General features: G+C 62.6%; 13 protein-coding genes. 4 read left to right on the forward strand and 9 right to left on the reverse strand.

All coding sequences use genetic code 11. The annotated features are described in order from the left end of the window. Positions 1 to 66: 66 nt before the first annotated feature. A complete protein-coding gene (locus AC1DXM_RS08680; RefSeq protein WP_477232949.1) occupies positions 67 to 1,212 on the forward strand; it encodes a GGDEF domain-containing protein in 1,146 nt (381 codons plus the stop codon). 58 nt (positions 1,213 to 1,270) lie between these two features. On the opposite strand, the gene AC1DXM_RS08685 is transcribed toward AC1DXM_RS08680, so the two are convergent. The 6 genes from AC1DXM_RS08685 to urtA all read right to left on the reverse strand — a co-directional run bounded on the left by AC1DXM_RS08685 (position 1,271) and on the right by urtA (position 7,749). After that, complete coding sequence (locus tag AC1DXM_RS08685) at positions 1,271 to 1,447, reverse strand: hypothetical protein (RefSeq protein ID WP_112561526.1); 177 nt, start codon at positions 1,445 to 1,447, stop codon at positions 1,271 to 1,273. Between the two features lie 525 nt (positions 1,448 to 1,972). Further along, the gene (gene urtE, locus AC1DXM_RS08690) at positions 1,973 to 2,668 is read right to left on the reverse strand and encodes an urea ABC transporter ATP-binding subunit UrtE (RefSeq protein WP_013895283.1); all 696 of its coding nucleotides are present in this window, start codon (positions 2,666 to 2,668) and stop codon (positions 1,973 to 1,975) included. A 69-nt stretch (positions 2,669 to 2,737) separates the two neighbouring features. Further along, the gene (urtD, locus tag AC1DXM_RS08695; RefSeq protein ID WP_192253719.1) at positions 2,738 to 3,484 is read right to left on the reverse strand and encodes an urea ABC transporter ATP-binding protein UrtD; all 747 of its coding nucleotides are present in this window, start codon (positions 3,482 to 3,484) and stop codon (positions 2,738 to 2,740) included. A 4-nt stretch (positions 3,485 to 3,488) separates the two neighbouring features. Beyond that, positions 3,489 to 4,721, reverse strand: a complete 1,233-nt coding sequence (gene urtC / locus AC1DXM_RS08700; protein WP_477232679.1) for an urea ABC transporter permease subunit UrtC — start codon at positions 4,719 to 4,721, stop codon at positions 3,489 to 3,491. After that, positions 4,718 to 6,334, reverse strand: coding sequence for an urea ABC transporter permease subunit UrtB (urtB, locus tag AC1DXM_RS08705; protein WP_477232680.1), 1,617 nt, complete (start codon positions 6,332 to 6,334; stop codon positions 4,718 to 4,720). The genes urtC and urtB overlap by 4 nt, the downstream gene beginning before the upstream one ends. 104 nt (positions 6,335 to 6,438) lie before the next feature. Beyond that, entirely contained in the window at positions 6,439 to 7,749 is a 1,311-nt protein-coding gene (gene urtA, locus AC1DXM_RS08710) for an urea ABC transporter substrate-binding protein (protein WP_112561521.1), read from the reverse strand. Positions 7,750 to 8,062: 313 nt separating this feature from the next. Here urtA and AC1DXM_RS08715 point away from each other — a divergent pair, with 313 nt between their 5' ends. Together AC1DXM_RS08715 and AC1DXM_RS08720 are read left to right on the forward strand one after the other, a co-directional pair. Beyond that, positions 8,063 to 8,458, forward strand: coding sequence for a hypothetical protein (locus tag AC1DXM_RS08715; protein WP_477232681.1), 396 nt, complete (start codon positions 8,063 to 8,065; stop codon positions 8,456 to 8,458). Positions 8,459 to 8,578: 120 nt separating this feature from the next. After that, a complete protein-coding gene (locus tag AC1DXM_RS08720; RefSeq protein ID WP_477232682.1) occupies positions 8,579 to 10,492 on the forward strand; it encodes a PhoX family protein in 1,914 nt (637 codons plus the stop codon). A gap of 101 nt (positions 10,493 to 10,593) precedes the next feature. Here AC1DXM_RS08720 and AC1DXM_RS08725 read toward each other — a convergent pair whose 3' ends face one another. The 3 genes from AC1DXM_RS08725 to AC1DXM_RS08735 form a co-directional block, all read right to left on the reverse strand. Further along, positions 10,594 to 12,165, reverse strand: a complete 1,572-nt coding sequence (locus tag AC1DXM_RS08725; RefSeq protein ID WP_477232683.1) for a GMC family oxidoreductase — start codon at positions 12,163 to 12,165, stop codon at positions 10,594 to 10,596. Positions 12,166 to 12,214: 49 nt separating this feature from the next. After that, positions 12,215 to 12,745 carry a gluconate 2-dehydrogenase subunit 3 family protein gene (locus AC1DXM_RS08730; protein ID WP_477232684.1) on the reverse strand — a complete coding sequence of 177 codons (531 nt, stop codon included), beginning with the start codon at positions 12,743 to 12,745 and terminating at the stop codon, positions 12,215 to 12,217. Positions 12,746 to 12,827: 82 nt separating this feature from the next. Next, positions 12,828 to 13,223, reverse strand: a complete 396-nt coding sequence (locus AC1DXM_RS08735; RefSeq protein ID WP_477232685.1) for a VOC family protein — start codon at positions 13,221 to 13,223, stop codon at positions 12,828 to 12,830. A gap of 221 nt (positions 13,224 to 13,444) precedes the next feature. On the opposite strand from AC1DXM_RS08735, the gene AC1DXM_RS08740 reads away from it, so the two are divergent. After that, on the forward strand, positions 13,445 to 13,747 hold the full coding sequence (locus AC1DXM_RS08740) for a ribbon-helix-helix domain-containing protein (RefSeq protein WP_477232686.1): 303 nt from the start codon (positions 13,445 to 13,447) through the stop codon (positions 13,745 to 13,747). Positions 13,748 to 13,750 lie beyond the last annotated feature (3 nt).

The raw sequence follows: 13,750 nt of genomic DNA on the forward strand, positions 1-13,750 counted from the left end.
TCCTTGCTGCATGAATCCGGTTCGGCCGGTTGCAAGAGCCAGGTCGCCGCGGGCAAGGACGAGGGCATGTCGCTCGACTACAATTCCCTTCTGCTGGCTGTCGGTTTTTCCGCCGCTTGCCTCTGCATGACTTTGTTCGGCATCTGGCTGACCGCGCGCTCGGAAAAATTCCTGCTGACATGGGCGGTCAGCGTGCTTCTGATCGTCGCCGACGTCTTCGCCTACCAGGCCTATATCGACACGCCCGGACGCCTGCTCGGCCTCGCCGCCTTCACCTTCCTGCTGCTTGGCTTCGCGACCATGCTAGGCGCCGCCCACCAATTCACGACCGGCCGCTCGCCGTTGCCGCGCATCGCCATCGGTGCCGGTGTCTCGCTGGCGATCGCCTTGCCGCCAATGACGCTTGGCTATGACGGGCTGGGCTTCATGCTGGAAAATGCCTTCGCCGCGCTGCTGCTGTTTGCAACAGCCTATGAATACTGGAAGGGACGCACCGAATTCCCGGCTCCGATCATCGGCATTGCCGGGCTCTACACGGCCACCGCAATATCCTTCGTGCTGTGCTCCGGAGTGCTGGTCTGGGATGGCAGGCTGGTGCTCGGCCATGCGCCGAGCAACTGGGCCGAGGATCTCAGCCTCATCGTCGTCATCGCCTGCATGACCGGCATCGGCGCGCTGTCGCTGGCGCTCAACCAGGGGCGCCTGGCGCAGCATCACCGTCGCGAAGCGCTGACCGATCCGCTGACCGGCCTGCTGAACCGACGCGCTCTGTTCGACCTGCATGGCAAAACGCCGGTCGGCGTCTTCACCGCCGTGATCGTGTTCGATCTCGATGGCTTCAAGGCCATCAACGACGAGTTCGGCCATGCCACCGGCGACGAGGTGCTGAAACTGTTTGCCAAGGATTTGACCGCCAATCTCCAGCCGGGCGACGTCGCCGCGCGCATGGGCGGAGAGGAATTTGCGCTGGTCCTCGATCGCATCTTGCCTGAGAAGGTGGAATTCATAGCCGAGCGTATCCGGGCCAGTTTTGCCTCGCGCCGGATCGACACCGAGACCCGCCTGCTGGCCTGCACAGTGAGCGCCGGCTACGCCTTCGGCAGCGAAGGCGGCACCAAGTTCGACAAGGTGCTCAGCGCCGCCGACAAGGCGCTCTACGGCGCCAAGCGCGGCGGCCGCAACCGGGTGCTCGCCTTCCGGCGCGCCGGGTAGGCTGTGCCGATACTCAGCCGGCCTGACCTGAATCTCAACACATTGTCGGTCTGAGCGGTCAGGCTGCCAGGACGATCTCGTTGTAGGTATCGAGATCGACGTAGAAAACCTTGGTGATTTCGCCGATCAACTCATCCTGCTGGTAGCCTTGCGAGCGCAGAATGTTGATGGCGGTGATGATGTCGACGCGCTCTGTCAGCCGTCGTTTCTGGTGATCCTCGACGAACCGTTCCATAGCCTATTCTCCTGGCGGATTATCTGGACGCATTGACCGACAATCAGAACTGCGAGGGAAAGCTAGGGTGGCTTGCTTGCGTGGAACTTGCAGGCTGAGTCAGCGCATTCCCTCCATCTGCTACAGACTGATACGGAAGCGGCCGACTCACCGAGGCCTGGCAAAGACTAGCATGCAGTATTGCGGGTGCCAGTGTTGAGGATGGCGCCGTTGACGAAAGTCAGGCGCAACGGTGCGGATCAACGCGACTTCGTCATCCTTGGGCGTAGCGAACGCGAAGCGGAGCGAAGACCAAGGATCCATGCCGTGCCTAAGGCGCATTACTAACGGTCCAGAACGTGAAATGGGCAAATGGGCCGCAGAAGCGATTTATCCTCGACCGCGGCGCTCTTCGGCGGATGTAAAGGCATGGATTCTAGGGTCTGCGCGCGTCGCTTCGCTCCTTGCTCCGCCCTAGAATGACCAAGCGCTATGGGCGTTCAGCTAATCTTCAACGTCGCGATCCGTGCAGTCGTTCGACCTGCGCTACACCGTCAGAAACTTCCTGACATCCGCCCTGTCGAGATCTTCGGCCGGGCCGGTGTGGACGATCTGGCCGCGGTCCATGATGTTGACCTCGTCGGCGAGCTCGCGGCAGAAATCGAGATATTGCTCGACCAGAAGCACGGCGATGCCGGCCTGGTCGCGCAAATAGCGGATGGCGCGGCCGATGTCCTTGATAATCGACGGCTGAATGCCTTCGGTTGGCTCGTCCAGCACCAGCAGTTTCGGCCGCATCACCAGCGCCCGCCCGATGGCGAGCTGCTGCTGCTGGCCGCCGGAAAGATCGCCGCCGCGGCGGCCCAGCATCTGCTTCAGCACCGGGAACAGTTCGAAGACATGCGCAGGCACATTGCGGTCGGCGCGCTTCAAGGGCGCAAAGCCGGACTCCAGGTTCTCGCGCACCGTCAGCAGGGGAAAGATCTCCCTGCCCTGCGGCACGAATGCGATGCCCGACCGGGCGCGATCATACGCCGCGCTCCGGTCGAGCGCCTTCCCCTCGAAGGCAACGCTTCCGCTCGTCAGCCGGTGGTGGCCGACGATCGATCTCATCAAACTGGTCTTGCCGACGCCATTGCGGCCGAGCACGCAAGTGATCTTGCCGGCGCCCGCCTTCAGCGACACGCCGCGCAGCGCCTGGGCGGCGCCGTAGTGGAGCGTGGCGTTGGAAACTTCGAGCATGTCAGCGCCTTTTCCAGAAGCGGAGGAAAGACAGATCGAAGCGATGGAATTGCACCCGCCACACCATGCTCATCTCCCCAGATAGACTTCGACGACCCGCTCGTCGGCCGAGACGAAATCAAGCGTCCCTTCCGACAGCACCGAGCCCTCATGCAGGCAGGTGACCTTGACGCCGAGCTCGCGCACGAAATGCATGTCGTGCTCGACGACGATAACCGAATGGTCACGCGCTATGTCCTTGAGCAAGCGCGCTGTTTCCTCGGTCTCGGCATCGGTCATGCCGGCGACCGGCTCGTCGACCAAGAGCAGCTTCGGATCCTGTGCCAAGAGCATGCCGATCTCCAGCCACTGTTTCTGGCCGTGGCTGAGATTGGCCGCCAGATCGTGACGCTTGTCGCCGAGCCGGATGACGCCGAGGATGTCGTCGATCTGCCTCGCCTCGGCGGCCGAGCGGCGATGGAACAGCGCCGGAAAGATCGAGCGTGGCCCCTTCAGCGCCAGCATCAGATTGTCTTCGACGCTGTGGCTTTCGAAGACCGTCGGCTTCTGGAATTTGCGGCCAATGCCCATCATGGCGATCTCGGCCTCGTCGTGCCGGGTCAGGTCGACCTGGCCGTCGAAAAACACCTCGCCCTCGTCAGGCCGCGTCTTGCCGGTAACAATGTCCATCATCGTCGTCTTGCCGGCGCCGTTGGGGCCGATGATGGCGCGCATCTCGCCCTTGTCGAGCACAAGCGACAGATTGTTGATGGCGCGGAAACCGTCGAAGGAGACAGAGACGCCGTCGAGATAAAGGATGGTGTTGGACTTCGACATCGCTCTACTCCGCCGGCTGCGGTTCGGGGCCGGACGTAGACCAGTCGCCCGGCCTTGTCGCTGCGGCGCGGACGATCTTCGCAGGTGGCGGGGCCTCAGGATCGGTGCCAGCCTCCTCAGCGATCGCGGCTGCCCGCATCGCCTTGGCGTTGCCGCGCCAGGAATCCCACATGCCGATGATGCCCTTGGGCAGGAACAGGGTGACGGCGACGAACAGGCCGCCCAACGCGAACAGCCAGAATTCCGGCAGCACGCCGGTGAACCAGGATTTGCCGGCATTGACGAGCAGCGCGCCGACGATCGGCCCGACGATGGTGCCCCGCCCGCCGACGGCGGCCCAGATCACCACTTCGATCGAGTTGGAGGGCTCGAATTCGCCGGGGTTGATGATGCCCACCTGCGGCACGTAGAGCGCGCCGGCAATGCCGGCCATGATTGCCGAGACAGTGAAGGCGAAAAGCTTCACGTTCTCCGCCCGCCAGCCGAGGAAGCGTGTGCGGCTTTCGGCATCGCGCACCGCCATCAAGAGCTTGCCGTATTTGGAACCGACAATTGCCCAGGTGACGAAGACGGCGAGCGCAAGCGTCACCGCGCTGGCGGCAAACAGGGCCGAGCGCGTGGCGTCGGCCTGCACGTTGAAGCCCAAAATGTCCTTGAAATCGGTGAGGCCGTTGTTGCCGCCGAAACCCATGTCGTTGCGGAAGAAGGCGAGCAGAAGCGCGTATGTCATCGCCTGGGTGATGATGGAGAGATAGACGCCGGTGACGCGGCTGCGGAAGGCGAACCAGCCGAAGACGAAGGCGAGCAGGCCGGGTACGGCCAGCACCATGAGGGCGGCAAACCAGAAATGGTCGAAGCCATACCAGAACCAGGGCAATTCCTTGTAGTTCAGGAACACCATGAAATCGGGCAGGATCGGGTTGCCGTACACCCCCCGCGAGCCGATCTGGCGCATCAGATACATGCCCATCGCATAGCCGCCGAGCGCGAAGAAGGCGCCGTGGCCGAGCGAGAGGATGCCGCAATAGCCCCAGACGAGATCGAGCGCCAAGGCAAGCAATGCGTAGCAGAGATATTTGCCGGTCAGCGCCACGATGTAAGGCGGGATGTAGAAGGCGCTGGTCGGCGACGCCGCAAGGTTGAGCAGGGGCACGATGATGGCTGCGGCCAACAGGATGAAAATGGTGATGGCGATGCGGCGGTCGGCGCCCGCGGCGAAGAAGCGTCCGGTGATCATGCTTCCACCGCCCTGCCCTTGAGCGCGAACAGGCCGCGCGGGCGCTTCTGGATGAACAGGATGATCAGCACCAGCACGACGATCTTGCCGAGCACCGCGCCGGCATAGGGCTCGAGAACCTTGTTGACGATGCCGAGCGAGAAGGCGCCGACCAGCGTGCCCCACAGATTGCCGACGCCGCCGAAGACGACGACCATGAAACTGTCGATGATGTAGCCGCGGCCGAGATTGGGCGAGACATTGTCGATCTGGCTGAGCGCGACACCGGCGATGCCGGCAATTCCCGATCCCAGCGCAAAGGTCAGCGCGTCGACCCAGGGCGTCCTTATGCCCATGGAGGAGGCCATACGTCGGTTGGCGGTGACGGCGCGCATCTGCAGGCCCCAGGGCGTGCGCTTCATGACATAGAGCAGCACGCCGAAGACGGTCAGCGCGAAGACCAGGATCCACAACCGGTTCCAGGTGATGGCGAGCTGGCCGACATCGAACGAGCCAGACATCCAGGAGGGATTGCCGACCTCCTGGTTGGTCGGCCCGAAGATCGAGCGCACCGCCTGCTGCAGGACCAGCGAGACGCCCCAGGTCGCGAGCAGCGTTTCCAGCGGCCGGCCGTAGAGAAAGCGGATGACGCCGCGCTCGATGATCAGGCCGACGGAAGCGGCGACCAGGAAGGCGAGCGGCAGCGCAATGACCAGCGACCAGTCGAACAGACCGGGGAATGAGGTTCGGATCACCTGCTGCACGACGAAGGTGGTGTAGGCGCCCAGCATGACCATCTCGCCATGCGCCATGTTGATGACGCCCATGACGCCGAAGGTGATGGCAAGGCCGATGGCCGCCAGCAGCAGCACCGAGCCGAGCGATATGCCATACCAGATGTTCTGGCCGGCATCCCACAGTGCCAGGCTCGAATTGATGCTGGCGATTGCCCCAGTCGCCGCGTCCTTCACCGCGCCTTGCGCATTGGCCTCGACCGACGTGAGCAGCGACAGCGCATCGCGGTCGCCGCGCGCGCCGATGAGCGCAATGGCTGCAAGCTTGTCGGCCTCGGGCTTGTCGGAGACCAGAACCGACGCAGCGCGCGCCTGTTCGAACAGCGCCTTGACCTTCGCGTCGGTCTCGGCGGCGATGGCCGCGTCGAGCGGCTCGATGTTGGCGGCATCGGGCGTCTTGAACATTGTGTCGGCGGCGGCAATGCGGACAGCCGGATCCTTGGCGCGCAGCGTCAGCGTGCCCAGCGCGTCGCGGATGACGCGGCGCAGCGTGTTGTTGACCTTGATCTTGGTGATGTCGGCCTTGGCGGCCTCGCCGGCGCTCTCACCGCTCAGCGGATCGAGTAGCGTGACACTGTCGCCCGCCTCATTGCCGACGAAGACGGCTGAATCTGCTTTGCGGATGTAAAGATTGCCTTCGGCAAGGGCGGCAAGCGGCCGTTCGACTGCGGGATCGCCGGTCGCGGCAAGCTCGCGCACCACGGCTTCGGTCGCCGAAAACCCTGAGCCGGTGGCGAATTTGGCGATGACGGCGCGCAGATCAGCTTCGGCTGCGTTCGACGGCAACAGACTTGCCATCAGTAACACCAGCATGAGACCGAAAGCGCGCAACAGGATCATCCGTTCAGATACTTTTCCGGGAGGTGGAATTTGGCGTCCGGGCGGGCTGAAGCGCCCGGACGCCTTGCGGTCTCTGGCCTTGGATCGGCCAGTCCCGGGAGGGATCAGTTCGTGCCCTTGCCGCCACACCTGCCGGTGGCAACGTTGAAGTTGCCGCAGGACAGAGGCGCACGCCAATCCGAGATCAGGTCCTTGGAGTCGGGCAGATAATCGGACCACTCGTCGCCCATCACGAGGCCGGGCGTCTGCGACACGGTCTCGAACTGGCCGTCGGCCTGGATCTCGCCGATCAGCACCGGCTTGGTGATGTGATGGTTCGGCATCATCGTCGAATAGCCGCCGGTCAGGTTCGGCACGGACACGCCGACCATGGCGTCGATGACCTTGTCCGGATCGGTGGTGCCGGCCTTCTCGACCGCCTTCACCCACATGTTGAAGCCGATATAGTGGGCTTCCATCGGGTCATTGGTGGTGCGCTTGTCGTTCTTGATGAACTTGTGCCAGTCAGCGATGAACTTCTTGTTTTCCGGCGTGTCGACGCTCTCGAAGTAGTTCCAGGCGGCGAGATGGCCGACCAGCGGCGCGGTGTCGAGACCGGCCAGTTCTTCCTCGCCGACCGAGAAGGCCATGACCGGGATGTCCTCGGCCTTGATGCCCTGGTTGCCGAGCTCCTTGTAGAAGGGAACGTTGGCGTCGCCATTGACGGTCGAGACGACGGCGGTCTTCTTGCCGGCCGAACCGAATTTCTTGATCGCCGAGACTTCGGTCTGCCAGTCGGAGAAGCCGAACGGCGTGTAGTTGACCATGATGTCTTCGGCGGCGACGCCCTTGGCCTTCAGATAGGCCTCGAGGATCTTGTTGGTGGTGCGAGGATAGACATAGTCGGTGCCTTCCAGCACCCAGCGCTTCACCGAGCCGCCATCCTCACTCATGAGGTAGTCGACGGCTGGGATCGCCTGCTGGTTTGGCGCGGCGCCGGTGTAGAACACGTTGCGCTCGCTTTCCTCGCCCTCATACTGGACGGGATAGAACAGGATGTTGTCGAGTTCGGAAAACACCGGCAGCACCGATTTGCGCGACACCGAGGTCCAGCAGCCGAACACGGCGGCGACCTTGTCCTTCGAAATCAGCTCGCGCGCCTTTTCGGCGAACAGCGGCCAGTTGGACGCCGGATCGACGACGACCGCTTCCAGCTTCTTGCCGAGCAGGCCGCCCTTGGCGTTCTGCTCTTCGATGAGCATCAGCATGGCGTCTTTCAACGTCGTCTCCGAAATCGCCATGGTCCCCGACAGCGAGTGCAGAATGCCGACCTTGATCGTGTCTTCGGCGGCCTTGGCCGGAGACGACATCGACAGGCCGGCAGCGACCACGCCGGCCGAAAACATTTTTGTTATTGTAGCGAAATTACCCCTCATACCGAACACTCCCAAGCTGGTTGATTGCAGCGCAACCATGCAATGCAACAGCCGTGCCAAACGCAAACGCGACTCTCGGAAATGGGGGATAATCTAACGTTATCAGCCGATTATTATATTAGCCTAAAGAAAACAAAGGCAGCCGGTTAGAAATTGATTGAGGGAAATTTGCGCAGCGCACAAGGGTTTTGCCTAATTTTCGCCCAATTATGACAAGTGCCTAGATTTTGAACTCAGCCAGCGGCATGCGGACGAACAATATTGCGGCACGGCGCAAAAATGGGGCAAGCTCACGCCGCAAACGAGTGACCCGATGACATCCCGTATCTCATGCATTTCCGGCATCCTGCTGCTGATGGCAACGAGCGAAGCCGCGCGCGCCGACTTCAGCGATGGCAAACTGCCAGACGGCACCTATCACTGCGAAGTCTATCTGCTCGGCGCCTTCCTCAACCTCGGTGACATCACCATCAAGGGCAATGTCTATAGCGGCCCGGTGACGTTCGGCACCGCGCCGCAAGGCTATAACTATCAGATGAACGCCAATGGCGAGATCACCTGGCTAGGCCCGCTGGGCGGCTACACCACTGGCGGCAACACCGTCTCCATGACGCAAGCAACGCTGGACGGCGAGACCACCCCGTCGTTCGACATCATCCTGAGGCAGCCCGACGGCGCCTTCACCGCCTCGACCTGCACCAAGGGCTGAGCCGGGCCAACCACTCTCGCAGTCGCCTGCGCCAAAACCTTCCCCTCATGTCATGCGGATGTTGCCGAAGCAGACTAGGGCAGCGGTGCGCCGTAACATCCACCCTGAGAGGCAGACACCATGGCCAACGCACCGTCTTCATCCTCCCCCGTCATCCGCGACGTCATTGCCGAGCGCGTCTCGCGCCGGTCTCTTTTGAAAGGCAGTCTTGCCTCCGGCGCGCTGCTTGCCGGCGGCAGCTTTGTCGGCTCCTTGTTTGCCGGCGAAACGCATGCCGCGGCAGCGCAATCGACGCTCGGTTTTCCCGAGTTGAAGCGCGTCTACGACAAGACCCATGCCGCCGCTGAAGGCTATGAGACGACCATCGTGGCGCGCTGGGGCGATCCGCTTGCAGCCGGCCTCGCCGAATTCGACGGCAACAAACTCGCCGCCGACGAGCAGGAGAAACGCTTCGGTTACAACTGCGACTATATCGCCTTCATGCCGCTGCCCAAGGGCACGGTGAATTCCGACCACGGCCTGCTCTGCGTCAACAATGAATACATCTCGCCCAATGTGATGTTTCCCGGGATGACCGAGGACGATGCCGGCAAGACGATGACCAAGGAACAGGTCGATCTCGGCATGGCCGCGATGGGCCATTCCATCGTCGAAGTGCAGTTGAAGGACGGCAAGTGGGAAACCGTGGCCGACAGCCCGCTCAACCGCCGCATCACCGCCAACACTGAAATGACGGTTTCCGGGCCGGTCGCCGGCCATGCCTTGATGAAGACCACGGCCGACGCCACCGGCACCAAAGTGCTCGGCACCAGCTACAATTGCAGCGGCGGTTTTACCCCGTGGGGCACGGTGCTGACCTGCGAGGAAGGCGTGTCCGATATTTTCGGCGGCGATCCGAAGAAGGCACCGACCGCCGACCTGCTCGACCGCTACGGTTTCGACGGCTCCGACATCTATGGCCGCGGCCGGTTCCACGACCGCTTTAACCTCGACAAGGAACCAAACGAAGCCAACCGCTTCGACTGGGTGGTCGAGATCGACCCTTACGATCCGCAGTCCAAGCCGGTAAAGCGCACTGCACTCGGACGCATGTCGCATGAAGCGTCGACCGTGGTCCTCAACAAGGACGGCCGCGTCGTCGTCTATATGGGTGACGACGACTATTTCGAATACATGTACCGCTTCGTCTCGGCCAAGGCCTATGACAAGGCCAACCCGGCCTCTGGCGCCGATCTGCTCGATGACGGCGTGCTGTCGGTCGCCCGCTTCGATGCCGACGGCTCGATGACATGGCTGCCGCTGGTGCATGGCCAGGGCAAGCTCACCGCCGAGAACGGTTTTGCCGACCAGGCCGAAGTGCTGCTGAAGACGCGGTTTGCCGCCGACGCGCTCGGCGCCACGCCGATGGACCGGCCTGAGGACATCGAGACCAATCCGGTGACCGGCCGCGTCTATGCAGTGATGACCAAGAACAAGAAGCGCGACCAGTCGAAGGTCAATCCGGCGAACACCCGGCCGGAGAACCTCTGGGGCCATATCGTCGAACTGATCCCGCCCGGCGGGCGCGGCGCGGACGCCGACCACACGGCGGAAAAGTATGCCTGGGACCTGTTCGTGCTCTGCGGCAATCCGAAGGATGCAAAAGTCGGCGCCACCTTCCATCCCGATACGTCCGACAATGGCTGGTTCGTCTGCCCCGACAACATCACCTTCGACCCGGCCGGTCGGCTGTGGGTGGCGACCGACGGCGCCAATGATTTCGACCTGCCGGACGGCGTCTACGGCGTCGACACCGAAGGTGCGGCGCGCGGCCTGCCGAAACTGCTGTTCACCTGCCCGCACGGTGCTGAGGCGACCGGCCCATGCTTCACGCCGGACGGCACCACGCTGTTCCTGTCGGTACAGCACCCTGCGGAAGACGCCGAGACGCTCGACAAGGTGCAGACGCTGTGGCCCGATTTCAAAGACGGCCAGTTGCCGCGGCCGTCCGTCGTCGCCATCCGCCGCAAGGACGGGCAGCCGGTCGGCGCTTGATCCCGAGAAAAAGGCGGAACGCGGCTTCACGCGTTCCGCCTCGATGTCCGGGAGGACGGTTGGGTCTGACATCGCCCCGGTACCGGGGCGATGCATAGGGCTCAGATCGTCTTGGCCGACATTTGCGCGGCGATGTATTCGGCCTGGCGAATCGCCAGCGACACGATGGTCAGCGTCGGGTTTTCCGCCGCACCGGTGGTGAACTGGCTGCCGTCCGACACGAACAGGTTTTTGATGTCATGCGCCTGGCCGTGCTTGTTGACGACGCCGTCTTCCGCCTTCTCGCTCATCCGGTTGGTGCCGAGATTGTGGGTCGAGGGGTAGGGCGGCGTCGGGAATGAGCGCGTCGCGCCAACCGCATCGTAAAGCGCTGTGGCCTGCTTGTAGGCATGGTTGCGCATCGCCGTGTCGTTGGGATGGTCGTCGAAATGCACGTCGGCGATCGGCATGCCGTGCGCATCCTTCTCGTCCTTGTGCAGCGAGATGCGGTTTTCCGCGCGCGGCATGTCCTCGCCGACGATCCACAGGCCGGCCATGTGGTCATAGTGGTCGAGCGCGGTGGTGAAGGAACGACCCCAGCCGCCGGGATTGAGGAAGGCGGCCATGAAGGGCAGACCGAGCGACAGCGTCTCGAACTCGTAGCCGCCGACAAAGCCGCGCGACGGGTCATGGCGCGCCTCGTCGCGGATGATGCCGGCCATGGTGGTGCCGCGATACATGTGCACCGGTCTGTCGAAGATGGCGTAGACCGAGCCGGTGGTGTGGCGCATGTAGTTCTTGCCGACCTGCCCCGACGAATTGGCAAGCCCGTGCGGGAATTTCGCCGACTCGGAGTTCAGCAGCAGGCGCGGGCTTTCGATCGAATTGCCGGCGACGGCCACGATGCGGGCCTTCTGCTCCTGCAGCTTGCCGTCCTTGTCGGCATAGACGACGCCGGTCACCTTGCCTGAAGCGTCGTGGTTGATCTTGATCGCCATGGCATTCGGCCTGACTTCGAGATGACCTGTCGCCTCGCCCTTGGGAATCTCGGTGTAGAGCGTCGACCATTTGGCGCCCCATTTGCAGCCCTGGAAGCAGAAACCGGTCTGCTGGCAGGAGTTGCGGTCGTCGCGCTCGCCCGAGTTGATGGCCATGTTGCCGGTATGGCATTCCTTGTAGCCGAGCTTGTCGGCGCCGGCCTTCAGCACCTTGAAGTTGTTGTTGCCGGGCAGCCGCGGCCAGTTGTTGGTGCCGGTAACGCCCATCTTGGCTTCGGCCTTGGCATAGTAAGGCTCCAGCTCGGCCAGCGTGACCGGCCAATCCAGCAGGTTGGCGCCCTCAATCTTTCCGTAGGTCGAAAGCGTCTTGAACTCATGCTCCTGGAAGCGCAGCGAGGCGCCGGCCCAGTGCGTGGTCGAGCCGCCGACCGATTTGACGATCCAGGCCGGCAAATTGGGGAAATCCTTCGACACCCGCCAGTCGCCGGACGTCGTGCGCTTGTCCGTCCAGGCAAGCTGGCTGAAGGAGCCCCACTCGTCGTTGATGAAGTCCTCATATTCGTGGCGGGCGCCGGCCTCGAGGATGACGACATCGACGCCCTTCTGGGCGAGTTCGTTGCCGAGCGTGCCGCCGCCGGCGCCGGAGCCGATGATGACGACGACATTGTCGTTCTTGAGATCAAATGAAGCTGCCATGGTTTCCTCCCATGAATTCCTGTTTGCGGGGTTCAGAACGACCGGAGCTCTAGAGCCACTCGATGTCGTCGAAACCGCGCGCGATGTAGCCGCCCTTGGAGTAGGATTCGCCCTCGTAGCCGAAGATCGGCCACACCTCCGGCTGGTTGTAGAGGCTGACGACGAGGCCGCCGCGAATGGACTGGAAGAACGGCGTCGCCTCGATCTGCTGCAGCACGGCGACGCGCTGCTCTTCCCAACCAAGGCCGCGATAGCCGCCCTCGCCCGACTTCTTGTCGAGGTCGGCGATACCGTCTTCGATCATCGTCTTGTAGGCGGCGTCCTTGCCGGCCTGCTCGTCATGACCCTTCACGGCAATGGCGTAGTATTTGTCGGGCACCTGATCGTGCGGATAGATGTCGCGCGCCATCTGGATCAGCGTCGCCATGGTTTCGGGCTTGAGTGCGGATGTCTCGAGCCCCCAGGCATTTTCGGGGCTGATGACGGCGCTGCCGGAGACGACGAGCAGCGCGCCGATGCCACCGCGTCTGAGAAGTTCACGACGTGAGAGCCCGGGCTTTCCGTCATAGATCGTGACCATTTGTTCCTCCCTGCTTGCTATTTGCGCCCCTGAAGAGCGCCGTTGCTGGCGTCCGCGCGGCTGAGCGCGGCCGAATAATCCCCTACTGGAAGCGCCCTCCACGCTGCAGAACCTCGATCTTGTAGCCGTCGGGATCCTCGATGAAGAAAAAGCGGGCGATCCGCGTCCCGTCGCGGTTGAACTCGACGATCTTCTTCGGATTGAAGCCGAGCGCGCCGATTCGGTCATGCTCGCTGTCGAGGTCGGCGACCGAGACCGCCAGATGGCCGTAACCATCGCCAAGCCCATAAGGTTCGGTGCGGCCCTTGTTCACAGTGAGTTCGAGTTCGAACCCGGTTTCGGGGTTGGCGAGGTAAATCAGCGTGAATGTCTCGAAATCCAGCCTGTCGGCGACGTCGAGCCCGAAAGCGTTTCTGTAGAAATCGACGGATCGGGCCTCATCGAGAACCCGGATCATGGAATGGATCGCCTTCGCCAAATCAGTCTCCGTCGCTGCATGCTGGAGGCGATTATGGGCGGCACTGATAAAAGGTGGTGGCAGCCGGTTACCACGGCTAAATTTGCAATCGGTGCTATATCTGCGCCTAAAGACCAAAGTCCGATTGCCGTTTGCGGCTTTCGGGCTGAAAATGGCTGGACAAAAATAGGATTGAAGGCGCGACTCATAGCGCCCAAAACCAATAATATCGGGAGGTAGGAATGTGCAGGGTTTTTGCCGGCCAGGATCCGGAGGGCTACCGACAGATCAACCGGTCGATCCGTATCGACGGGCATTCGACCAGCATCCAGCTTGAAGCGACATTCTGGGCGCTGCTCGACGAGATCGCCGACAGCCAGGGCCTGACGACGCCGAAGTTCATCTCGAAACTCTATGACGAGGCGATCGAGATCAACGGAGCCATTCCCAACTTCGCCTCGATGCTGCGCACCACCTGCGCGCTCTATCTGCGCGGTCACCGGCCCGAGATGGACGAACTGGCGCCGAAGCGCGAAGCCGCCTGAAGC

This window comes from Mesorhizobium sp. P3_A2, assembly GCF_056403115.1.

Excerpts from the sequence above, each read along its gene's own strand:
- urtD (WP_192253719.1), bottom strand. The coding sequence starts at position 3,484 with ATGTCGAAGTCCAACACCATCCTTTATCTCGACGGCGTCTCTGTCTCC.
- AC1DXM_RS08715 (WP_477232681.1), top strand. The coding sequence starts at position 8,063 with ATGACATCCCGTATCTCATGCATTTCCGGCATCCTGCTGCTGATGGCA.
- urtB (WP_477232680.1), bottom strand. The coding sequence starts at position 6,334 with ATGATCCTGTTGCGCGCTTTCGGTCTCATGCTGGTGTTACTGATGGCA.
- AC1DXM_RS08730 (WP_477232684.1), bottom strand. The coding sequence starts at position 12,745 with ATGGTCACGATCTATGACGGAAAGCCCGGGCTCTCACGTCGTGAACTT.
- AC1DXM_RS08720 (WP_477232682.1), top strand. The coding sequence starts at position 8,579 with ATGGCCAACGCACCGTCTTCATCCTCCCCCGTCATCCGCGACGTCATT.
- AC1DXM_RS08725 (WP_477232683.1), bottom strand. The coding sequence starts at position 12,165 with ATGGCAGCTTCATTTGATCTCAAGAACGACAATGTCGTCGTCATCATC.
- AC1DXM_RS08685 (WP_112561526.1), bottom strand. The coding sequence starts at position 1,447 with ATGGAACGGTTCGTCGAGGATCACCAGAAACGACGGCTGACAGAGCGC.
- urtE (WP_013895283.1), bottom strand. The coding sequence starts at position 2,668 with ATGCTCGAAGTTTCCAACGCCACGCTCCACTACGGCGCCGCCCAGGCG.
- AC1DXM_RS08740 (WP_477232686.1), top strand. The coding sequence starts at position 13,445 with ATGTGCAGGGTTTTTGCCGGCCAGGATCCGGAGGGCTACCGACAGATC.
- urtA (WP_112561521.1), bottom strand. The coding sequence starts at position 7,749 with ATGAGGGGTAATTTCGCTACAATAACAAAAATGTTTTCGGCCGGCGTG.
- urtC (WP_477232679.1), bottom strand. The coding sequence starts at position 4,721 with ATGATCACCGGACGCTTCTTCGCCGCGGGCGCCGACCGCCGCATCGCC.
- AC1DXM_RS08680 (WP_477232949.1), top strand. The coding sequence starts at position 67 with ATGTCGCTCGACTACAATTCCCTTCTGCTGGCTGTCGGTTTTTCCGCC.